The organism is Acidilobus sp. 7A, from assembly GCF_003431325.1.
Lineage (GTDB): Archaea > Thermoproteota > Thermoprotei_A > Sulfolobales > Acidilobaceae > Acidilobus.
Genome location: NZ_CP010515.1, coordinates 963,657 through 985,097, shown reverse-complemented (window position 1 = coordinate 985,097; position 21,441 = coordinate 963,657). Strand labels below are relative to the sequence as shown.

19 protein-coding genes are annotated in these 21,441 nt (G+C 57.6%); 8 read left to right on the top strand and 11 right to left on the bottom strand.

Annotated features, from left to right (window positions below):
- Positions 1–2: 2 nt before the first annotated feature.
- A complete protein-coding gene (locus SE86_RS04895; protein WP_117354527.1) occupies positions 3–1,451 on the bottom strand; it encodes a hypothetical protein in 1,449 nt (482 codons plus the stop codon).
- Positions 1,448–1,696, bottom strand: a complete 249-nt coding sequence (locus tag SE86_RS04890) for a hypothetical protein (RefSeq protein ID WP_117354526.1) — start codon at positions 1,694–1,696, stop codon at positions 1,448–1,450. Before SE86_RS04890 ends, SE86_RS04895 begins: the two co-directional genes overlap by 4 nt.
- A gap of 307 nt (positions 1,697–2,003) precedes the next feature.
- Between SE86_RS04890 and SE86_RS04885 the strand changes: the two genes are divergently transcribed.
- Entirely contained in the window at positions 2,004–2,312 is a 309-nt protein-coding gene (locus SE86_RS04885) for a hypothetical protein (RefSeq protein WP_117354525.1), read from the top strand.
- A gap of 65 nt (positions 2,313–2,377) precedes the next feature.
- Here SE86_RS04885 and SE86_RS04880 read toward each other — a convergent pair whose 3' ends face one another.
- The gene (locus SE86_RS04880) at positions 2,378–2,992 is read right to left on the bottom strand and encodes a 2,3-diphosphoglycerate-dependent phosphoglycerate mutase (RefSeq protein ID WP_117354524.1); all 615 of its coding nucleotides are present in this window, start codon (positions 2,990–2,992) and stop codon (positions 2,378–2,380) included.
- Between the two features lie 337 nt (positions 2,993–3,329).
- Between SE86_RS04880 and SE86_RS04875 the strand changes: the two genes are divergently transcribed.
- Positions 3,330–4,514: an MFS transporter gene (locus SE86_RS04875; protein WP_158543131.1), complete on the top strand. Its 1,185-nt coding sequence runs from the start codon at positions 3,330–3,332 to the stop codon at positions 4,512–4,514.
- A gap of 246 nt (positions 4,515–4,760) precedes the next feature.
- Positions 4,761–5,027, top strand: coding sequence for a hypothetical protein (locus SE86_RS04870; protein ID WP_148666781.1), 267 nt, complete (start codon positions 4,761–4,763; stop codon positions 5,025–5,027).
- Positions 5,028–5,225: 198 nt separating this feature from the next.
- On the opposite strand, the gene SE86_RS04865 is transcribed toward SE86_RS04870, so the two are convergent.
- The 4 genes from SE86_RS04865 to SE86_RS04850 all read right to left on the bottom strand — a co-directional run bounded on the left by SE86_RS04865 (position 5,226) and on the right by SE86_RS04850 (position 10,710).
- Positions 5,226–6,002, bottom strand: a complete 777-nt coding sequence (locus tag SE86_RS04865; protein WP_117354521.1) for a metallophosphoesterase family protein — start codon at positions 6,000–6,002, stop codon at positions 5,226–5,228.
- A 105-nt stretch (positions 6,003–6,107) separates the two neighbouring features.
- Positions 6,108–6,941: a KaiC domain-containing protein gene (locus SE86_RS04860; RefSeq protein WP_158543130.1), complete on the bottom strand. Its 834-nt coding sequence runs from the start codon at positions 6,939–6,941 to the stop codon at positions 6,108–6,110.
- A 169-nt stretch (positions 6,942–7,110) separates the two neighbouring features.
- The gene (locus tag SE86_RS04855) at positions 7,111–8,643 is read right to left on the bottom strand and encodes a cytochrome b N-terminal domain-containing protein (protein WP_158543129.1); all 1,533 of its coding nucleotides are present in this window, start codon (positions 8,641–8,643) and stop codon (positions 7,111–7,113) included.
- 675 nt (positions 8,644–9,318) lie between these two features.
- Entirely contained in the window at positions 9,319–10,710 is a 1,392-nt protein-coding gene (locus SE86_RS04850; protein ID WP_211096494.1) for an ABC transporter substrate-binding protein, read from the bottom strand.
- Positions 10,711–10,851: 141 nt separating this feature from the next.
- Here SE86_RS04850 and SE86_RS04845 point away from each other — a divergent pair, with 141 nt between their 5' ends.
- The gene (locus tag SE86_RS04845; protein ID WP_236747363.1) at positions 10,852–11,772 is read left to right on the top strand and encodes a branched-chain amino acid ABC transporter permease; all 921 of its coding nucleotides are present in this window, start codon (positions 10,852–10,854) and stop codon (positions 11,770–11,772) included.
- Positions 11,773–11,776: 4 nt separating this feature from the next.
- Complete coding sequence (locus tag SE86_RS04840) at positions 11,777–12,727, top strand: branched-chain amino acid ABC transporter permease (protein WP_117354518.1); 951 nt, start codon at positions 11,777–11,779, stop codon at positions 12,725–12,727.
- Here the strand turns inward: SE86_RS04840 and SE86_RS04835 are convergent.
- Together SE86_RS04835 and SE86_RS04830 are read right to left on the bottom strand one after the other, a co-directional pair.
- Entirely contained in the window at positions 12,724–13,434 is a 711-nt protein-coding gene (locus tag SE86_RS04835) for an ATP-binding cassette domain-containing protein (RefSeq protein WP_117354517.1), read from the bottom strand. The genes SE86_RS04840 and SE86_RS04835 overlap by 4 nt on opposite strands.
- Positions 13,427–14,173: an ABC transporter ATP-binding protein gene (locus SE86_RS04830; RefSeq protein WP_211096492.1), complete on the bottom strand. Its 747-nt coding sequence runs from the start codon at positions 14,171–14,173 to the stop codon at positions 13,427–13,429. The genes SE86_RS04835 and SE86_RS04830 overlap by 8 nt, the downstream gene beginning before the upstream one ends.
- Positions 14,174–14,536: 363 nt before the next feature.
- On the opposite strand from SE86_RS04830, the gene SE86_RS04825 reads away from it, so the two are divergent.
- From SE86_RS04825 to SE86_RS04815, 3 genes are all read left to right on the top strand, one after another.
- Positions 14,537–15,178, top strand: coding sequence for a mechanosensitive ion channel domain-containing protein (locus tag SE86_RS04825; protein WP_117354515.1), 642 nt, complete (start codon positions 14,537–14,539; stop codon positions 15,176–15,178).
- Between the two features lie 386 nt (positions 15,179–15,564).
- Positions 15,565–15,990: a hypothetical protein gene (locus SE86_RS04820; RefSeq protein WP_117354514.1), complete on the top strand. Its 426-nt coding sequence runs from the start codon at positions 15,565–15,567 to the stop codon at positions 15,988–15,990.
- A gap of 540 nt (positions 15,991–16,530) precedes the next feature.
- Positions 16,531–17,604: a hypothetical protein gene (locus SE86_RS04815; protein ID WP_148666780.1), complete on the top strand. Its 1,074-nt coding sequence runs from the start codon at positions 16,531–16,533 to the stop codon at positions 17,602–17,604.
- A 547-nt stretch (positions 17,605–18,151) separates the two neighbouring features.
- Here SE86_RS04815 and SE86_RS04810 read toward each other — a convergent pair.
- Complete coding sequence (locus tag SE86_RS04810) at positions 18,152–19,531, bottom strand: hypothetical protein (protein WP_117354512.1); 1,380 nt, start codon at positions 19,529–19,531, stop codon at positions 18,152–18,154.
- The gene (locus SE86_RS04805; protein ID WP_117354511.1) at positions 19,528–21,330 is read right to left on the bottom strand and encodes an AAA family ATPase; all 1,803 of its coding nucleotides are present in this window, start codon (positions 21,328–21,330) and stop codon (positions 19,528–19,530) included. Before SE86_RS04805 ends, SE86_RS04810 begins: the two co-directional genes overlap by 4 nt.
- Positions 21,331–21,441 lie beyond the last annotated feature (111 nt).

Below are 21,441 nucleotides of genomic sequence, written 5' to 3'. Positions count from 1 at the left end.
GGCTATGAGGTCACGTTTATAAGTATCAGCTCCTTGGGCAGGGTGAAGCTCTGGCCGCTGACGGTATACGCGGGTGTCAGGTTGCTGTAGTATACGCTAACGTAATATGGGAGGTGGTTATATATCACAATATAGTTTGCGGTCTCTGCCACCGAGTTGCTCTGGTACTGGAAGGCGCCGAGGAGCGCCCCTATCACCTCTAAAACAGCGCCTGCTGCCGCTGTCTCTGGCTGCGTCATAAGGGCCGTTCCTATAATCGACGCTATGGCCGAGCCCGCGTCAAGGCCTATGCCCAGGGGCGACTCGCCCCCGTTAACGGAGAGGTCCACGTAGTATATCTCGAAATGCGTGTTGTAAGGGCTCACATTAGTGTAATACGTCAGCTTCGCGGCGTAGTCCTGCCATATGACGGGCGCTGGCGTGTTGGGGAGCGGGCACGTGGAGTTCATGCCAAGCCCAAAGAAGTCGCCTGGGTCCTGCATGAGGACCTGCTGCTCGTTGGCCCACTCGTTCAGGTTAACGCACGGGTCGTAGGCCGACCAAGAATAGATCACGGGGGCCACTGCGCCGTTGTTCTCCACTGCCTTAAACTCCGTCAGCTGGAGGCCGAGGTACCAGTTCCCCGTCGGCTTGGTTTCACCGAAGCCCCAGACAGTGACATACTCTGTCCAGTTGACCAGCGCAACCTGGCCAACCATGTAGAGCTGGCCTATGTCGTCATAATCTGGTGGTGAGGTGGTGGCCTCTGTGGTGTTAGATTCTATGACCTCTCCCTTAGTCGTGAATGTGAACGTGGTCCCCAGCACTGGGGAAAGCTGGCTGATAGCCTGGAACAGGTCCCCAGCCTCAGCGTCCTTCATAGCTGCCTCGAATGCGGCGCCAGCTATCATGAGACCGTTTATAGTGAACTGTTTGACCTGATCAGAGGCCACCGATATAAGTATGCCCAAGTCTACGGAGACTCCACTACTAACAGAACTGGGCTGCGCCAAGGCAATGGCGAGGCTTATGGGGGCCGTGCTCTCGTTGTTGGGGTACCAAGCAATTACGTGAGGTACCAGGTACCAAACGGCGCACCCGATCCCGCATATGATGGTCTCTGTTCTATTAGTTATTGTGGTGGTGGTGACCGTCGTCGTTGTGGTCTGCTCTGGCGACGCCTTAGCGAGGCCCCTCACAGCTACCCCAGCTCCCTCGCCAGGGTTCAGCAGCGTCCTGAAGGGGTGACTCACCATAACGTTCACTGTTATGCTCCCGCTGCCGCTCAGCGGGAGGCTCAGGTTAAGGGGCTGGAAGGAGGGCTGGGTCACAAGCTCTACGCTGCCGTTGGGCAGTGGTATGGGGTAAGAGACCCAGATGGTTATCGATGGCTTAAAGGACCTTATGGCTGCTTTGCCATAAGCGTGCACCCAGTCCTCGGCCCAGCCGACCAGCTCGGTCAGGTCTATCACGGCCTGGGCCCAGTGCCGTTGAAGACTGGGATGAACTCTGTCCCGTTGGGCGTCGGCGCCCAGGCCCAGACCGAGAAGGAGGCGTTGGTCAGCTGGGTCAGGTCCCCGTCGCTCCCCATAGCGTATGCCCTTATTATGATTCTCCCCCTGTGGAACAGGCCAGGCACCAGGTAGGACAGCCCAGCGAGCAGGGAGGCCGATACAACGATGATGAGGACGAGGGCCAGGGCCCTGGCCGCCCTCAAGAATGCCGCACCTCGAGCTAGTTTCTGTGCGAAAAGGGTTAATTATAGTTTTGCGGCCTCTAAGTCAAGGCGCGCCCTGGCCTTCAACTGGCAAGGCGCCTCGTCACGTGGGGCCTCAGCGTGCTTAGGGGCCTCGTCAGAAGGGCTTATCTTTGACGAGCCCCTTAAAGAGACTGAGCGGGTGGGCGGTTGCCCGAGGACGTCTACGAGGCCATATCGCACCCGACCCGGAGGGCTATGCCGAAAGGTCCCTGGGCTCGATAAGGACCATGGTCCTGGTCGCCCTGATCTTCGCCGTCCTGAGCTGTTGGGCGATATCGTGGCCATAAACGTTTGGGGCCCCTTAGCCGCGGTGATCCCCAAGCACAGCGCCGCAGGCCTGACGCTGGGCCTCACAGTCGCCTTTATGATAATATCCATGATAATAGACCTTCCGGTGATAGGCCGCACCTCGAAGATGTGCTCGGCGGCAAAGGAGGGCGACATCGCCGCCCTGAAGTCGCTCAACTCGCTTGGCTGGGCCATAGTGGCCCTGATATTTTCTGGCGTTATACCTGGCGTGCTGCTCTTCATAGACTACGGGAGGATAGAGGACCTCCCAAGCCTCCAGAGCTGACCTCTTGAGCCAAGTCTTCGTACAAGGTACATGGAGCTTAGAGCCAATACGCCTTACCAAGCTAATCATGATAAGACTTTCCTAGACTTTATAACTAATTTGTCCTTTTCAAGTTCAACTTCATAAATAATTGGCTGCCCCGTCGGTATCTCCACGGTCGGAATGGCGTCCTCAGGTATGTCCTCCAGGTACATCACGAGGGCCCTCAGGCTGTTCCCGTGGGCTACCACGAGCACGTTCTTGCCGTCCCTCAGGTCAAGCATTACCGTGTTCCTGAAGAAGGGGACGACTCTCTTCTGCGTCATCTCAAGGCTCTCGCCGTTAGGGGGCACGGCCTTATAGCTCCTCCTCCACGTCCTCACCTGCTCCTCCCCGTAGACCTTGGCCGCCTCCTCCTTGTTCAGCCCCTGCAGGTCCCCGTAGCTCCTCTCGTTCAGGTGCCAGTCCCTTATCACCGGCACCCTGTAGCCCATGGCGAGCAGCACTAGCTCCAGGGTCTCAACGGCCCTCTGAAGGATGCTCGTGTAAGCGACGTCAAACCTGTAGCCCCTTAGCAGCAGCCCCGCCCTGAGGGCCTCCTGCCTCCCCCTCTCGGTTAAGGGCACGTCGACCCAGCCCGTGAACCTGTCCTCCTCGTTCCACAGCGACTCCCCGTGCCTGAGCAGACAGAGCATCGCCACGCGGCGCGCCTAAGTGAACCATTCCATCGACAGCCTTTTAACATTTCAAGGCTATTAATGAAGCTGCTGAGAGAAGCTGGCGTCTTTAAGGCAACGCGCGTACCAGTCTATGAGGCGTCCTTCGTTGTCCCACAGGTGAGCATTCTAAAGCCCTTAAATATCTTGGATAACAACTGTTCTTTAAGGGATGCGCCGCGCAGGCCGACCTCATATCGAGGGTTGACAGGGCCAAGTGGGGCGGGGCCCACTGGCTGATATTCGCCTCAACGTCCATAGGCTTCTTCCTGTGGGGCATCATAAACGCCCTGGGCTACGCCTTCTACCCGAGTACGAGAGCGTGGCGTACATAGTTGTCGTCGCGGCGACGCCGCTCATAGGCGACCTGCTGCTCTCCTGGCTCTCCGACAGGATCTTGGGCAGGAAGAGGACCTACTTAATAACCATGAGCCTCTACGGAGTCGGCAGCCTGATAATTGTACTTGACCTGCTCCTGGTCCCCAAGGGGCTGGCCCAGATGGTCACGTTCCTCTTTGCCTATGGCCTCTCCCTGTTCGGGGTCGAGGGAGAGGTCCCGATAGGCCTGGCCCTCCTGGCCGAGCTCTCGCCTGTGAAGCACAGGGAGAAGACCCTCATACTCTCGCCCAACTTTGAGAACATAGGTGCTGCCGCTGCCGCCGCCCTAGCTTACGCGGTCTACTCATATAGGAACTCCTACGTCCTTGACGCCCTGGCCGTCGCAGCCATGGCTATTGTAGGCCTTGCCGCCGCCATAGTCCTGAGGCTCCTCATGCCCGAGTCCGTCAGGTGGCTCATGGCCCACGGGAGGACGAGGGAGGCCGAGGGCGAGGCCGAGAGGGTCGGGAGGGAGCTGGAGCAGGTGCAGGTCGTCAGTGAGAGCCCAAGGGTGGGCCTCGGGGGGAGGTTCACCGTCCTGACCCTCTGGTCCCTCGCGAACTACCTGACCTGGGGCCTCATGGCCTTCGTGCTGGCTGACTACTACTTCACGGGAGGCGCCCTCTACCTGGTCATGTTCTTCGCGAACCTGGGCGCCTCGGCCGCGGCCGCGGCCGCCCTCTTCGTTGACAGGCTCGACTTAAGGGACTTCACGATCCTCTCCTTCTCCCTGGCCCTCCTCAGCTTCGCCCCCGTGCTGGCCTACGTCCTGCTGGGCCTCCGCTCGGCGCCCCTCTTCTACGGCCTCACGTTCGCCAACCTCTTCTTCGTTACCTTCACCTGGTGGGTTAGGACGATACACGAGCCCCTCCTCTTCCCAACGCAGAGGAGGGCCTTCCTGATAGGGTCCGTCAGGGCCATAGCCATGAGCGCCTACACGGCCTCGACCTACCTGACAGCCTCGTTCCCCGAGTGGGCCTTCGTTGTCTACGGCATGGCTTTCCAGGGCCTCGGGCTGGCCGGGGCCGTCTGGTGGAGGCTGAGGGGCTACGACGTAAGGATGAGGGGCCTTGAGAGCCTGTCTGCGAGCGTGAGGGTCCCAAGGCCAGCTACGGCCAGGGCCCCGTAGCCCACATGCTTTATTAAATTAATATTTTTCTTAATTATTATTTTAATTAATATCTAGGGCTTTAGGTCGCTCGCAAGCGATATCAGCTGGCCCTCTGGGCTCTAGTGCCTGCGTAGTAGAAGAAGTAGTATTCAACAAGCCGAGGGGGCTAACGCGCCTTAACCTGCGTACTTTCTCGCGCTGCGCCCCTTGCGGCTAACCTTTAAATTAGGTCACGCGTTAAGCCTGTACCCTGTGGGCTTCGGCATGACGAGCTCTGACGCGGCGTGCAGGAGCCTCTACAAGATCGCTGAGGCCTCCATCTGCCTAATGAGGTATGACGTCGGCAAGGTCCTTTACGAGGCGTACATTAATTCATGCGATGGCGAGAACCCTGGCGCGTGGCATGGACTGGCGATATGCCTGGAGAGCGCTGGGCGTCATGAGGAGGCCAGGAGGGCCTATGAAAGGGGCCCTGAGGGCTGTGAAGCCAAGGGAAGAGGGCTTGATATCAAGCTATATCAAGCCCAATGAAGCCTAAACCCCTGGAAGCGAGCGGCCCTACTATAAAGAAGGGGCTAAGACCGCCGTCACTCACGAGGCCCAGCTAGGAGTAGACCTGCGATCAGTCTTAAGACGTAACTAAGGGCTAACACATCGGCAAGCATTAATTATTACAGCCTTTGCCCATATCGGTGGTAACAGTTACAGAGCCCCCGAGCGACCAGGCCCTCAGCCCTGGACTCCTGGAGGCCTCCTCGGCGTGACGCCCTCGAGGAACATGACCTTGAGGGCGCCCAGGTAGGGCTCGGGCACGCCGAGGGCCTCAAGCTCCTTAACGACCCTCTCGGCGTCATACTTAAGCCTCCTGAGCTCCACGCCCTCCCTGTCAGTGTCTATCACCGCGTAGGCGGCCCTGGGGTCGCCGTCCCTCGGCTGCCCTACGCTCCCAGGGTTCACGAGCAGCCTGCCGTATACCCTCCTGGCGAACTGGTAGTGGGTGTGCCCCACGAGGTAGACATCATAGGCAAGGTCGCCGCCGCCCTGGCCCCCTGAGAGCCTCACGCTCCTCGTCAGCGCCTTCCTCAGCGACTCGTCGTCAAGCCATGGGTACAGGTAGCCGTAGAGGGGGCTGGAGGGGGAGCCGTGGACCGCCAGCGCCTTGCCCATGGGGCCGAGGTCAAGGGTTACCCTCTCCTGCAGCGACCTCAGGTGGGCAACCTGCTCAGGGCTGACGAGCTTAACGGTGTAGTTGGCCCTGAAGAAGACGCTCACCCAGTGGGTCTCCTCGCCGCACATGCAGTCCACGCCGAAGGCGACGGCGTTGTCGTGGTTCCCCATCACCATCCTAGCGCCGGCTGACCTCAGTAGATCTATGACCTCGGCCGGCCTGGGTCCGTAGTCTACCGCGTCGCCCAGGAACAGGACCTCGTCGTACCTCTCCGCCTCAAGTACAGCCTTAAGGGCGTAAGGGTTGCCGTGGGCGTCACTTATTAGCAGCAGCCTCAAGCCGAGCCCGCCGATGACGGGGCCTTGGACCTTAAATAACTTCACTATATGCGAGGGGTCCCGCGCTCAGGCCCTCAGCGCCCAGCGAAAGGGCCCTTGAAGGCCTCACCCCTCTTCCTCCTCGGCCGCCGCGGCCTTCCTGACCTCTTTCTCTGCCTCCTCCACGGCCCTCCTCATCTCCTCGACCTCCTCCTTCGGCAGCGGCTGCACGCTAACCGAGACGCCCGTGACCCTGAGGTACTTGTCCCACTGGACCACGACCCCCTCGTCCGTTACGTCCATGGGGTGCCTCACCATGCTTATCTTGGCGTCCCTCATCTTCCAGACGACTATGGACCTGTAGAGCTTCCCCTCAACCTCGTCCAGGTCGAGCCTTATTATGCCGTCAACGGCGTGCTCAACCCCTGGCCCCCCGAAGCCCCTCTCGCCCACAGAGACCTGGCTGACGAACATGGCCGTGGCCCCGAGGCCCGCTATGACCCTCTTGAGCATCATGACTATTGACCTGGCCACCGCCGGCTTGGTCAGGTAGAGGGTGCTCATCGAGTCAATGTTATCCTCTGCGCCCCCGTGTCTTTTATGGCCTGCCTCAGGACGTCTATCAGCTCGTGGACGTTGTCGGCGTCCTTCACCAGGTACCTCTCCCTCTGGGCCGCCGCCCCCCACGCCGGCGGTGAAGGCGTCAACTATGGCGCACCTGCCCTCCCTCTCGTACCTGTCTACGTCCCAGCCGAAGTGCCTGAAGCTCCTCCTTGTAGCAGCGGGGTGCTCCTCCAGGGCCACGAAGACGCAGGGCTCGCCCCTGGTGAGCCCGTTGTAGAGGAACTGCTTGCCCAGTATCGACTTCCCCGTGCCGGGGCCGCCTGAGATCAGCACCGCGCTCCTCTCCGGTATGCCGCCGTAGAGTATCTCGTCAAGGCCAGGCACGTACGTCCTCACTCGCGGTGTACCTTCACAGGACCGCACCTACGCCGCGTGTTGTGATGAGGCCTTATTTGAATTTCCCGTCACGAGCAGCGGCAGGGCCTCCCTAGGGCCCTCCTGCAGCCTAGGAGGAGCCCATAATAGTGATAACATGGGAAAGAAAAAAGCTCACACCGCTAAGGAGTTACCTGCCCTTCCTGGCCTCCTGCTTCCTCATCTCAGGTATGGTGTACCTGTTCCAGAATATCTTGTAGAGCCTCAGGTAGTCAGGCAGGTTCCTCAGGCCAGGTATCCATGGCAGCAACAGAACTATTATGAAGAACGCTAGGGCCACGGACGCGTTGTAGAGCGTGTGCCACCACGGTATGTGATCTCCCCAGGCCTCCAGGGCGTCGTAGGGGGCCAGCCAGTAGCTGCCTATCTGCCACGGCTCCACGTTGAACTTTATCATGCCCATGAAGTACTCGTGCAGGTGGTACTTGAAGCCCTCTATAGTGTGCAGTAGCCCAGTGTCGGTGATGAGCCTTATCTCGTAGAGCTGGTTAAGGCTGCTGTGGTCCCAGGTCTCCTGGGTGAGGGCCCCGTCGTAGAGCCCTGACTGGGCCATGAGGGTCAGCTGGGCGGCCACGACCTCTATTGGGTTTGAGGCGTTGTGGAGCGCGGCCGTTATGGAGCCGTTGTTACTGAAGTATTTGTAGGCGGCATTCAGCTGAGCCAACTGCACGGAGCTTGGCTCGGCCTGGAACTCGGCCAGGTAGTTGGTGCCGTTGGTCATGTTGATCAGCATCTCGTAAGGCTTCACGACGTAGACCTCCCTCGTGTTGACGTAGGTTATGTTGTCCCATTTGTAGCTGTAGGGGTTTACGTAGCCGAACACCGTGTACTTAGCGTAGGTCGCGGTGCCGGAGGTGTAGTTGTACTCCTGCAACAGCGTGGCCGCGAAGAGGTCAGGGTAGTGCTGGGCTGCCCACTGGGCGTTGAGCGCCGGTATGAAGGGGTAGGCCCACAGGGGCCCAAGGACGAGGCCCATGGCGACCACTACTACCACCAGGACGCCGGCCCCTATGAACATCTTCCTGTGGTTAGCCTTAACCATGGAGTACCTTATCTCAGGCCTGTGGGGCCTCGCAAGGCCCCTCCTCCAGGTGAGCATGAAGTGGGCCCCTGCCAGGAGCATCAGCACGCCGGGCACGATTATGGTGTGCCAGCCCAGGACGGCCCCGAAGTTCTCAGGGTTGACGAACCAGCCCACGCCGAGGGCGTTCCAGAGGCCGGCCCCGCTCTTGTCGTTGTACTGGGACACTATGTTGTTGTTGAGGCCTATGCCGAAGGCGTACTCCAGCAAAACTAAGAAGAGCATTATAACGCCGAGGACCCACATGTCCTTCCTCTTAGCGTATGCCTTGGTCGAGAAGTTGACAAACGCGTGAACGAAGAGCAGCGTGACCAGTATCTCAGCTGCCCAGAAGTGTATCTGGCTCACGTACATGCCGGCCACGCTGTAGTTCCACCAGTAGGGGCCGAAGAACATCATTATTGCCCCCGTGACGGCGAGCACTATGGCCAGCACCATTACGTAGAAGCCTATCTGGAACCAGAAGCTGTTGCCGTAGGAGGGCACCGTCTCTATGTAGAACATGCGGAATACTTCGCCCAGGTCCTTGAAGGCGTCCCTGAACCTAGAACCCCTCTCCTCAGGTCCCTGATCACTTCCCATAGACGTCCCACCCATCTAAAAGGGTCTAATGAACAGTATTGTGAAGTCGCTTTTAAGGGTCGATATTAATTTAATATATTCTTAAATAAAATAGACTTTAATAGCATCTAAATACTAATTGTAAAGTGTTACTACCAGAGAGGGCAACTAACGCCCTCTCTGAAGCCCGGCCTGACGACCTCTATGGCCGGGAGCACAGCCATCGGTGAAAGCTGGTTGTTGGCAGTTCAAAGTCGACCTTACCCTGGGAGCCTCTACGGGCGTCGTGGGCATCGCTTATGACGTCAACCCCTCAGGGGCCTCCTGACTTCGGCTCTCACCCTCCTGAGAACCTGCGCTCAGCGCCCTACGTAACTGTTTCAACTTTCATATAGTTTTATAAGTTGTCACCGCAATCAGCATATACAACAGGAGGTACGTAACCGAGCACTCAAGATGTGGGGCCCCTGGGGTGGCCCTGAGCGCCCCCAAGCCCGATGAAATCCCGAGCGGGGCGCGGGGGAACAGGGATGAGGCTATGACCGTAAGGCAACGTGAACCTGTATGAGAGCTGAACCCCTTAGACGCACTGCTGGGATTGCTGGGAACTAATAGAGGTCGTTGAGAAGGTAGTCGAGTATGTATTATAAAGAAATAAAATAAAAAATTAAAAAGAAATTAAGATCTTAAGTTATATTAAGGCGGACATGGGGCGGGGTATACAGCTGTCCCATTCTTATACGATGACGGGTAGAGCAGGTTGACGGTGGTGGTGCCGTTGGGCCAGACCCAGACCTGCGCCGGTATCGGGTTCTCGCCGACCTGCATCCCGTTGGAGGTCACGTTGAATATGCCGTCAATGGTCATGACCTTCCCGCTTAAGTTGCTAAGGACCGCGGCCTTCAGCGCTGACGGGCTGAGCGAGCCGGCGTTAATTATGGCGCCCTCTATTATGAGCCCTGCGTTGAAGCCCGCTATGGCCAGGAAGTTCGGCGGGGTGTGGTAGGTGCTCTCCCAAAGGGAGGCGAACTCCTCATAGGTCGGCCCCCACCACTTGAGCCCGAGCTTCGCCGCGAGCTGCGGCGTGTAGCTAACTATGGGCGGGTAGGCCAGGGTGAACGTGCCGTTCATGTTAGCTCCCACCTGGCTGAGGAAGGTCGGCAGCAGCTGGCCTGGGAAGTTCGTCAGGACCAGCGGGAAGCAGGCGTGCGCGCTGGCCAGCTGGTTCAGGAAGGCTATGTCGTTGGTCGGGTAGCCGAGCTCTAAGACTGCCTGCGGGTGAAGGGTCTCAAGGGTCGCGATTATGCTCGAGTAGTCAGACGTCGAGGTCGGTACGCTGGTGTTGTAGATCACGTTGATCCCATACGACTTAAGGCCAGGCGCCAGGAAGTATGACTGGTAGGCGTTGAAGTCGTTTTCGTCATATATGACGGCCACGTTGTGTATGCCGAGCGTGTGCAGGAAGCCAGGCACGTAGAGGATGAAGTAGGGCGAGACGGGCAGGCTCGTGAGCACTATGTAGTTGTTGTTAACGAAGAAGGCGAAGGAGCTGCCCGTCACGTCCCAGAACAGCACGTGGCTGGAGTTGGTGAAGCTCACGCCCGGCGCCGTCATGACCGAGCCGAAGTCGGCCACAAGTATATCGACGTGGTCAACATCTACCAGCTGCTCGTAGTCGCTGAGGGCCGTCTGCGAGTTGCTCCCGGCGTCGAGGGCTATGATCTTAACTGTTAGGTTCTTGCCGTACTCCTTAACGTAGATCCCTCCGTGGCTGTTGACCCAGTTGGCCCAGAGCTCTAACCCTTCGTACTCAGGCATAGAGGATGTAGCGTAGGAGCCTGTGGAGTCGTAGACCACGCCGATCGTTATATACGTAGGTGCAGACGTCGTTGTCGTGGGAGTGATTGTTGATGTAGACGTAGTTGTAGACGTTGTTGTAGTAGTCGTCGTGGGCGTGGTTGTAGTCGTGGTAGTAACGTGATGCCTTGTCGAGACGTAAGCCATGTAGCCTCCGACCGCCGCTACCACTACCACCACAATTATGATGGTCGCCAGGGCAACAGTTGAGATAGACCTCCTAGCCCTCAAGCCTTAGACCTCGCGGATAGTCCTACTATAAGTGGAGTCTAAAAATGTGGAATGCAAAACTGTATATAATGCTGCAGCCATAATAGAGCAACATAATGTAGGCAAAGTTATTAAGGGTTAAAATACTAGCGCGGAGGCTTGGTGGCCGAAAAGTGGAGGTGTGAGGGGCTGAGCGCTGCCCTTTCACTTACAGTTTACGCCCTCGTCGTGGGCCTCCTGGAGGGGGTCTTCTACGCCTTCATGGCGCTGGGGCTCAACATGGTCTTCGGCGTGGTCAGGATGATTAACATAGCGCACGGCGACCTGATAGTCCTCGGCGGCTACCTCGCCCTCACCATGTTCTCCTCAGCCCACCTGAGCGCCCTGGCGGCCTTCGTCGTGGCCTTTCCCCTCTTCTTCGTGCTCGGGGTAGGCGTCTACTACCTGTTCGTGCCTAAGCTGGAGGTCAGCTCCGACCCAGAGATGTTCTCCTTCATCGCCTTCTTTGGGCTCTCCATGATAATAGAGTCCGCCGCCACGCTGGCCTTTGGCTACTACCCGACGTCGCTGCCCTTCTCCGCCCTCGTCTCAGGGACCTTCTACGTGCTTGGCCACGGAGTGCCGAAGGCCTTCTTGGTTATGACGGCCCTGTCAGCGGCCATGCTCGGCGTAACTTACTATTACCTGCAGATGACTAGGATGGGCAGGGCCACCAGGGCGATAATGCAGAACAAGGAGCAGGCCCTGGCCCTCGGCATCAACTCAAGGCTCGTGACCCTCATGGCCTTCGCCTTCGGCTTCGCCCTGGCCGGCATGGCCGGCGTGCTCGCTCCCTACGTGATCGGCTACATCTACCCTGCAGAGGGCACGTTCATCACAGTCCTGGCCTTCGTTATAGTCATAATAGGCGCCCTCGGCGACCCCCTCAGCTCAGTGGTGGGCGGGCTGGTCTTCGGCGTCGCCTACCAGCTGCTGCAGGTCTTCCTTCCCTACCTGGCCTACCCCATAGTGTTCTTCGCCCTCCTCGCTATAATAGTCGCCAAGCCTGGCGGCATCCTGGGCAAGCCGGAGAGGGAGGTGTAAAGTCATGTCGAGGGAGCCCCCTGTGGGCCTCAGCACGAGGAGGCTCATACAGCTGGCCGTGCTGCTGGCGGTCACGGCGGCGATCTTCCTCCTGGGCCCCCTGGCTTACCCGAACAGGCCCTTCTTCTTCACGACCATGATCTTCATGCTGTTAGCCTACGGCATTAACCTCATATATGGGATGACTGGCTACCTGCCCTTCGGCTACAGCGTCTTCTACGGCCTCGGGGCCTACGGCGTCTACATAGGCCTGAGGCTGGGGATGGGGGAGGCCCTGAGCTTCCTCTTCGCAGTAGCGATAACCCTTGGCCTCGCCGTGGTCCTCCTGCCCCTCTTCAGGCTGAGGTCGCACTACTTCGCCATAGCGACCCTGGCGGCCCTCATGGGGGTCTACTACCTTGTGGACTCCTCGCTCCTGGCCCACTGGACGGGCGCGGGCGAGGGGGCGTCGCTGGCCCCCATCTACGACCCGACTCTGACGTACTACATCACGCTCGCCCTTCTCCTGGCCTTTGTCGCTGTCACGGCGGCGATAAAGTTCAGCAGGTATGGGCTGGGCCTCAGGGCCATAAGGGGCAGCGTGATAACGGCCGCCCTCGACGGGGTTAACGTGCCGCGGCTGAGGGGCATCGCGTGGGTCCTGAGCGCGCTCATGGCGGCCCTGGCGGGGGCCATGAACGGCTGGTACGTGACCTTCTTCTACCCCGACACCGTGTTCTCCGTCTCCTTCAACGTATATGTCATAGCTTACGCCATATTTGGCGGGGCGGGGACCCTCACGGGCCCCCTCATCGGGACCCTCGTCCTCAACGTGATATATAACTTCATAAACGTGTCGGTCTACTCTAACTACCTCCCCTTGGTCTTCGGGGCGATACTGATAGCGCTCATACTGTTGATGCCCAACGGCCTGGTGGACCTTTTGAACAGGAGGGCCAAGGCCAGGCTGCCCTAGGTCACCTGGAAGAAGGTCCTCCTGACCTCCTCCAGCTTTCCTACCTCCTCGGCGGCGCCGTAGAGCTTGACCCTCCCCATCTCCATAACCATCACGTGGTCCGCCAGCTCTATAAATGACGGGTTCTGCTCCGCCAGGAGGATGGTTATGCCCATCTCCTTGAGCTTCCTCACATATGATATCACCTTCATGACCATGACCGGCGAGAGGCCCGTGGAGGGCTCGTCCAGCAGCAGGAGCCTCGGCCTCGCCACCATGGCCATAGCCATCGCCAGCATCTTCCTCTGCCCCCCTGAGAGGGCCGAGGCCTTCAGGTTGACCAGCCTAGCCAGGTCGGGGAAGTAGCTAAGGGCCTCCTTCACCGCCTCCCCCGGGTCCCTGTAGTGCCTAGGCGAGGCGGCCAGCTTTATGTTATCGGCCACGCTCATGTTGAAGAAGACGGGGCTGTCAGTGATCATGACTATGCCCTCCCTCGCCCTCGCGTGAGGCGGCCAGCTAGTTATGTTCTTTCCGCTGAAGAGCACCGAGCCCCTCGCGGGCCTCACTATGCCAGCTATGGCCTTAAGCGTAGTGGTCTTGCCGGCGCCGTTAAGTCCCAGTATCAGCGTCGTGGAGCCCTCATTGACGCTGAAGCTGACGTCCCTGACTACTATTAGGCTGCCGTAGCCCGCGTAGAGGCCCTTAACCTCGAGGAGCGGGTCAGGCATGCCTCTCACCGAGGTAGATCTTTATGACCTCCTCATTTGAGGCTATATCATCATAGGTCCCCTCGGCGACCTTCCTGCCCTCGTTCATGACGACAACCCAGTCCGCCACGGAACTGACCATCTTCATTATGTGTCCAACGTAGAGGACCCCCATCCCCTGCTTGGCCAGGTTCCTGATCCTGGAGGCCAGGCCCTCAAGCTCCTCGGGGCCGAGGCCGGCGCCTATCTCGTCAATTAGCACGTACTTGGGCCTTGAGGCCAGGGCCCTCGCGAAGTCCACGAGCTTCTGCTGCTCCGCGTTGAGCTCGGACGCCAGCTTGTCAGCCAATGATGATATCCCGACGAACCTCAGCGCCTCCTCGGCCGCGCTGACGGCCTCCTCGCCCCTCAGGCCCCCTGCGAAGTAGGCTGAGACCAGCACGTTCTCCAGCACCGTCAGGTTGGGGTAGGGCTTCGGTATCTGGTAGGTCCTGGCCACCCCGGCCCTGGCCCTCTCGTAGGGGGCCAGCCTGAGCAGGCACCTCCTGTCCACCCTGATCCTGCCCGAGTCAGGGCTCAGCACGCCGGTTACCAGGTTAATGAAAGTGGTCTTCCCGGCCCCGTTGGGGCCTATAAGGGCCTTAACTGTCCCAGGCTCTATGTTCATGGAGAAGCCGTCGACGGCCCTCATCCTGCCGAAGGACTTAACGAGGTCTATGGCCTCCAGCAAGGCGTCGTCCCTGTATACATCGCTTTCCACATTCTACACTAATAAGTCTTTGCTAGGTCAGGGAACTTACGTCCACGTCCGTGCTGCGACGTGACCTGCGTTGGCGAGGGAGCGGCTGAGGCCACGCCGCCCTCCACAGAGGTCCAAGCCCAGGGGCCCGTGGGGGCTGACCCTCCTCTGGCCTCAGCTGGCTCGCGCTTGCCTCAGGCCTTACAGTGCTCCCAATAGAGTTCCACGGCAGGGCGTATAAGGGCACCGCGTCCCCCTTCGCCTTAGTGTTTAGAAACTTTTAATTATTAAAAATGTTAAGTGATCGCGCCTTCTAATAATTATTTTTGTAATAAAATAGCAACATTTAAATTTAGCCCCAGCATTTACATTATATGATGAGCTATGGCGGCGCAGCAACAGCAGCAGGAGGGGGCAGTGACCCCTCTTGAGGCGGGCAAGAGGGCAGGAGGGGCCCTAACTAAGATGATCGTCTACATAGTCGTCTACGTCATCGTCGCTGCAGCCCTGCAGTTCCTCATGTCGCGGTTTCACGTCATTGCCTACTTAAAGTACGTCAACGCCATACTGGTCCTGGCCTTCGGCTGGTACATAGTTAACTCATTCGCCGACTTCATATACTGGACCATGAGGGGCAAGTACGACCATCCGACGGCTGTTGCCTTCAAGAACATGATGAGGATCATAGGCATAATTGCAATAATAGCGGCAGTGGTCGGAGCGGCGGTCGGAGGCATTGGCGGCCTGACCATAGGCGGCTTCCTGGGCATAGTGGTGGGCTTCGCCATGCAGCAGGTCGCGGGGCAGGCGGTGGCCGGCATATTCCTGATGGGCGCAAGGCCCTTCAAGGTAGGCGACCACGTCAACATACTGGGAGAGGACGGCATAGTTGAGGACGTAACTTCCCTGTTCACCAAGGTGAGGAAGCAGGACGGCACGGTGGTGCTGATACCGAGCTCGTCGGTGATAGGCAACAAGATCTACCTCATGCTCCAGAAGCTCACGGGCCAGCAGTCAGGCCAGTGAGGCCCCTAGGGGCCTCTGGGCCGGTCCTTTTCCATGTCTTTTTCATCTACCTAGTCCACCCACGCCCTGCAGGCAGGCTCCCTCCTCGCACCCCCCGCGGCCGTGCGCCCTAACGTCAGTCTCGTAAATTTACAAGATGGTCAAGCTGATGCCGTGGGTTGCCCGCCCCTGTGTATCCTATTACTAGTATTGTGCGCGGCGCCCCCTCAAGGTGCCCCCCAAGCGCTGTAATCTTACCTGCCACGTCAGCCAGCCCCGAGCCCAGCCGATTGCCACGCCCTCGCGCTACCCCTACGACCACGCCACGGCTGTCCCAAGCCATCTTGTAAATTTTCAAGAAGTCATAAAAGGCAGGGCTGGCCCCCGTGGCGTGGGGTGGGCGGGCCGTGGGTGTGGAGGGCCTCAGGCCTGGGGACAGGTGCCCAAGGTGCGGGAGGCCCATAGACTGGGTTGGGCAGCGCGTGATAAGGGGCCACGTCTACTACTACGCCGTCCACGAAATTGAGGAGAACGGCAGGAAAAGGACAAAGCAGTGCTACTTAGGCGCCAAGGAGTACACCTATGTTGTGGGCCAGCACGCTGACCTGGGCCTGCAGCTCAAGGGCCTTATAAGTGAGCTTGAGGGGGCGAGGGCAGCTAATTACATAGTGGAAATAGCCAGGGCCATAGAGGAGCAGATGGGGGGCGGCAGCCTGCCCTCAAGGAAGGCCTACGCCCTGGCTGAGGCCATCTCAAAGCTCTGCGCCCTCTACCCCAAGCTCAGGGAGTACGCGGAGAGGAAGGCGAGGGAGGAGGGCCCAGGCCAGGGCTGACGCCCCCAGGCGCCCTAGGGCCCTCAGGAGGAGGTTGTAGCAGGCAGCTAAATCCCTGTGCCACGTCTCGCCTCCCCTTGAGCAGACGCCGTGCCTATCCCTACCGTATATTATCATGGATAAGGTGCCTTGGCAAAGGCATGTTCATAAGGCTGTGGGACAACACCATAGAGGAAAAGGACGTAGATGCTGTAGCCTCGCTGGTGGACAAAGTCGCGAGAGACGTATTGAGGGCTAAGGAATAAACAACGGCTCTGGAAATTTAATAGCTATGGGATCCTGGAAACTTGATGGAATTCTATCAGCAAAGGAGGGCTTGCTGCGTCTTTAAGAAGCCTAGCCACCTCTATTCACACCTTTAACCATAGTTTAGAGGACCTTTGCTATGTAACCGATACGCTTCACTTAAGGACCTGAGATAAAGTCGTGTAAAGGATGTATGTAAAGGCCTTATAGGATATCCTCACCAAGCACGCTCTCAATTCCGTTAAAGCGAAAACTTTATTAAAAGGCTAAAATCTATAATAATTGGTTGGCTTTATGCCGGGCTCAGAGCAAGCAATGATCGTAGCTACGTACAAGAGCCACCATGTTATGGATGATACCCTTGTTTTGACCTTCGATCTGAGCATCGACGTTAGGCTATCACCATCTGACTATCAACAGCTACAGTTTATAGTAATACCTAAGCTCGTCTATAACGTGTCGCTCTGTAAGTATCTCGAAGATAGGAGGTGCGATCCTTTCTTGAGTAATGTCTATAAAGGTGAGCTTTACTGGCTAATGGTGCCAAAAGATTGTTGTCCTGAATATTCTCCCGATATTTCTAGGGCCCATTGTGACTACAAAGGAGTCGAACTTCAGATACCCATTAATAAGAGGATCCTTGACGCACTTATGGAAATAGCTACAAACAGGAAGGAGCAGGCCCAGCCGGCTCTGCATGTAGAACTTATGACCTCTGATAGGATCCCACAACCGATGCCTCACGCCATAGCGTTTCATTCACAAATGATAACACCTTTATTGCTAGAAACTCAACCCATTGTTATCAAAGCAGAAAAAGGCTCTCCATACATAGTTTTGAAACCTGATGATGTTGCAAAAATACTTAAAGAAGCCAAATATTTTGAGGAAATTAGAATAGCGCTCGAGATTAACGCCTTGGAGAGCGCAGGGCCGCTAGAGACCGCGGTTAAAGACCTCAAGAACGCTTTTGAGGAGCTTGAACGATTAAATCCTGATGGCGCTGTGATGAATTGCAGAAAGGCATTGGATGTCATCAAGAAGAGATGGAAGGAGACCAGCAATCCCGAAGACGCTAACAAGAGTAAGGAGCATGAGGAACATATAAGGGACTACATACTCAACAAGTATGATGAAGATACAAAGAAAGTCTATGCTGAGATCCTAGAAAAAGTTTATAATATCGTTGAAAAACTGTACTGTATTATGAGTAAGTTCATTCATGAACAGCCGCACACTGGAGAAGAACCATCCGCTGCATTTAACCCAACCATGGCAGACGCCATATATTTATGCAGACAGACCGCGGCGGTGATTGACTACCTGGCGCGATTGGCCAAGCCTTTTGAAAAGGCCTACTCAAAGTAACTATATGTGCTGTTCTCGGTCACGATGTTCTCGATGTAAGCCTAAGAAATGTTAAAGTTTTAGTAAATTAAAATTACTAAGCAATCGAGGACGGTCCTTAAGTTCTGAAGGCTGAAACTAAAAAGCTCGTGACGTCACAGCAGTTAGACCTAGCGTTGTTGCGATGAGAGATTTACCCAAGGACACCCTTCGTATCCTTGGCTGCTCACACATTTTAATTAATCCAGCTCGTACAGCTGATTCACGACGACCTTTGCCTTATAGACCCTATTGCAAAGCTACGTGCCAGTTGCTTCCACACAAATTTGCGTGGAAATATGAAGCTGTAGGGCTCAACCGGCCCGCTGAGAGCAATAGGGCAACCTACGTCAAAGGTTTAGGTAGGGCATCAGGTCTGAGGGGCCTTGGCCTTCGGCCTCGGCCTGACCCTTATCACGAACTCCGACCTCTTTCCCTTGCTCTCGGCCTCAAGGTCCTGTGGCCTCGTGCTGCCAGAGGCCTAAGTTGTTGTTAACTGGGGAGTTAACGAGGTCCAGGTTGGTAGGGTCTAGCCAGTGAGGCCCAGAGCCTCCTCAAAGGCGGTTTGGCCCGTACAAGGCTTAGACGCTGGCCTGAGGAACCCCCCAAGGACCGTCATGACCCTCCTCTTCGCCTCCTCCCAGGCCTCCTCGGCATCATTTCCCTCGGCCGGGTCAACCCTAAGGAGGTAAAGGGCCTGGCCCGTGCCATCCCTGAGGCTCATACAGAGAAGCCCGCCCTCCTTCGTTAAGCTCCTCCAGAGGCCCCTGGTCCCCTCGTCCTCATTGTCATAGGCTCTGTTCTCGTTAAGCTCAGGGAAGACGAGGGCGCCCGCCTGGGCGCCGTACTCGTATAGGTAGGCCATGGCCTTGAACCTGCCCGCCGTGAGGTAAGGGGGGCTGTCCGAGAACTTGCACTCGATGACAAGCAGCCTCTCGCGCTCCCTGTCCTTAATCTTCCACAGGCTTATGTCAGGCCTCCCCCTCGCCTTCTTGGCCGTCTCCTTATCGCTGTCAACGCTTAACAGCCTTGACCCCTCCATGTCGCTGTTGAGCAGGAGCTCAACCGCTTCATTGTCCCTCGTAAGTACGAACCTGTTGACTTCAACCTTCTTCACGCTGTAGCCCAGCTCTCCAAGGGCCTCAAGCACTATCCCGGCCACGTAGAGCTCGTAGAGCCTCCAGGCAAGCATCACCAGGAGGTACCTGCCGCCCCTGAGCGGCGGCTGGGCCACCCGTATGCCCTCCCTCAAGTACTTAAGCAGCCTGTAGGCGTCCCAGGCCCTTGAGAGCCAGCGGGGGGCGTAGGGGCTCAGCCTCTCCCACTCTGCCCTGAGCTCTTCATCGCTCAGCGGCACCGGATACCCCTGGAGGCCCTCAGCCTCCGCCCTCAGCCTGTCAACCGCTCCTTCAAGCCTCCTCACGGCGCCGTTTAGCTCCTTCAGGAGGGGGTCCTCTCCTTCAGCCTGAGCCAGCACCCTCAGCCCCTGCATCACTTCGTCAAGGACCCTCAGGGACCTGCTGACTATCTCCCCGAGCAGTATCAGCTCAGGGGAACTGAAGGCCGGCACGTAAGTCATGGAGGCCTGGAGGCCCCCTGGGTAAACTGCTATGGTCCTGGCCACATCAATGGGTCCCCAGGAGGTGCTGTCATAGACCACCTGGAACTGTCTGTAGAGCAGCCTGTCCCTCCTGGCGTCCTCAACAACACTCTTCAGGTCGCTGGCCGCGACCCTGGCAAGCCACGCCGTGAGGTAGGCCCTTGTAAGCTCTTCCACCTCATATGTCTTGCCGGCCTTTTTAAGTAGCCTGTCAAGGACGGCCTCAGAGCTCGGCAGGCCTCTAAGGTAGCTCCTGGCCACCATCCTGGCCATGTACCTTATCCTCTTCTTCAGATCCCTGGACTTCATATCTGTTGCCTGCCCTGCCCAAGGCACTCATTTACGGTGTTCCTAAGCGTATTCTTCCTCTCCTCACCGATCACTAGGCCCATGGAGAGCTGCAGGTAGCCAGCGAAGTCCTTTAGGACGGAGTCCGAGCTGACTCCTCCTGGGTTCATGCTGTAGTCCTTCGAGAGGAGCTTCAGGGCCGCCTTGACAGCGCTTGGCGGTATGCAGAGCCCCTTATCATTAACCTTCCCGCGGACGCAGGACACTAGCGACTTTATTCTGTCCTTAAGGCCTGGCAGGGCCTTGCCCAGCTCCTCTAGGCCATCACTCAACAGTTTGTCCAGGTCCTTATCGCCTCCTGGGCAGAGCACCTCTATCACCGTGAACCTCCTGGTGAGGGCCTCGCCGACCATGAAGAGGTTCCTGACGTCGGCTAGGTTCATGGTTGCCACTATCCTTATGTGCCTGAGGGGCTCATCCCCGTGCTTTCCATAGTGGTTTAGGAAGTCCTCAGCCTCCTTGTCCCTGTGGCTGTACGCCCTTACCTCATCGACCAGCTCCTCAGGTACGTGCCACTCCTCAGGGTACGGCGATAGGAACATGGCGAAGAAGTCGCCGAAGGCCTTGTCCACGTCAGCCCTGTTGAGCTCATCAATTACAAGGAACACCAGGAAGTCCCTGTTGCCCAGCCTCTCAAGGGCCTCCGCGGTCCTGTTGTAGGCCTCTATTATGAAGCCTGACCTCCACCCTACATTGCCGTTCTCTAACGTCTCGCCGCCTATCACGTCCCTCCTGAACCAGAGGGCGTTGGCGACCTTAACCATGGGGTCGCAGCCCGTGAGCGCCTTGGCGAAGCGGATGGCCAGGCTGGTCTTGCCGACGCCGGGCGGGCCCACCAGGAGCACGTTGCCAAGCGAGGCGGCCGCAACGAACCTCTTGGCAGTGCCATCATCGAGGTAAAGCTCCTTCCTGACCTCATCCATGGCCTTGTTGTATGAGCTGGCGTCCAGGGCCCTTGGGGTGCACCCCTCACGCTTAACAGCAGGCCCAGGGACCCGTACAATAGGAGGCGACTGCACTACCTCGCTGTAAAGCTTAACGATCCTCTCAACCTCTCTGCTATCACTGATTATTTGTCTGAGCTTACCCCATGCCTCCTCGCTGATTTCCTCTTTTTTGAAGCACAGATTTTCCCTCTTGAAACGCAAGTTGCTAAGGTCCTCAGCGAGCTTAAGGTTGTCTTTCTTTAGCCTGTCCTTTAGCCCATTCTCAAAGTCCTTATAGTTGCTGGTCCTCCTGAGCAGGTCCTCAACAACGCTATCGAGCCAGAGGACCCTCGTCCTCCACCTCAGGAGCCAGGCGCCCTTGTCCTCGCTCCAGCCCCTGAAGTTCCTGTAGGCGTCAAGCGTTACGTCGGTTACAAGGCCAAAGCCGAGGTACTGAGAGATATCCGCCGCATAGAAGAGGCCTATCGCAGGCTTCACCTGGCCTAGGTCCTCCTTCAGACCTTTGATGACACTCTTCTCTATTTTGAGGTGACCTTCCTCGTAAGCTTGAACAAGGTTCTTGAAGGGAAAGCCGAAAACGTCGTCTAGGGACCCTTTCCCCTCGGTAGCCTTGTCGCCCCACAGGACGTAGCCGGGCTCCCCCTCAAGCGAGTACCTCAGGGACCAGTACCAGTGCTCAGGGGACCCTGGGAAGACGCAGATGTACGGCGTCCCCTTAAGGCCCTTAAGCCAGTCCACGACCTTCCTGAGGTCATCGAATCCGTTGAAGGGAGGCCTGTAGATGAACCAGCCTGAGGGTTGGCCTAAGGCCAAGGTCTTACCGAACTTTATGAGCTTCCCGCGATTTTTAGCCCTTTCGCCATTAAGGGCTTAGTCCTATCTAGTGACCCCTCAGGCCGAGGAAGGAGCGCTCATCAGTTGTCA

Bases quoted from the DNA above. Each gene is read 5' to 3' on its own strand.
- SE86_RS04870 (WP_148666781.1), top strand. From the start codon at position 4,761: ATGACGAGCTCTGACGCGGCGTGCAGGAGCCTCTACAAGATCGCTGAG.
- SE86_RS04855 (WP_158543129.1), bottom strand. From the start codon at position 8,643: ATGGGAAGTGATCAGGGACCTGAGGAGAGGGGTTCTAGGTTCAGGGAC.
- SE86_RS04840 (WP_117354518.1), top strand. From the start codon at position 11,777: ATGTCGAGGGAGCCCCCTGTGGGCCTCAGCACGAGGAGGCTCATACAG.
- SE86_RS04835 (WP_117354517.1), bottom strand. From the start codon at position 13,434: ATGCCTGACCCGCTCCTCGAGGTTAAGGGCCTCTACGCGGGCTACGGC.
- SE86_RS04825 (WP_117354515.1), top strand. From the start codon at position 14,537: ATGGCGGCGCAGCAACAGCAGCAGGAGGGGGCAGTGACCCCTCTTGAG.
- SE86_RS04815 (WP_148666780.1), top strand. From the start codon at position 16,531: ATGCCGGGCTCAGAGCAAGCAATGATCGTAGCTACGTACAAGAGCCAC.
- SE86_RS04810 (WP_117354512.1), bottom strand. From the start codon at position 19,531: ATGAAGTCCAGGGATCTGAAGAAGAGGATAAGGTACATGGCCAGGATG.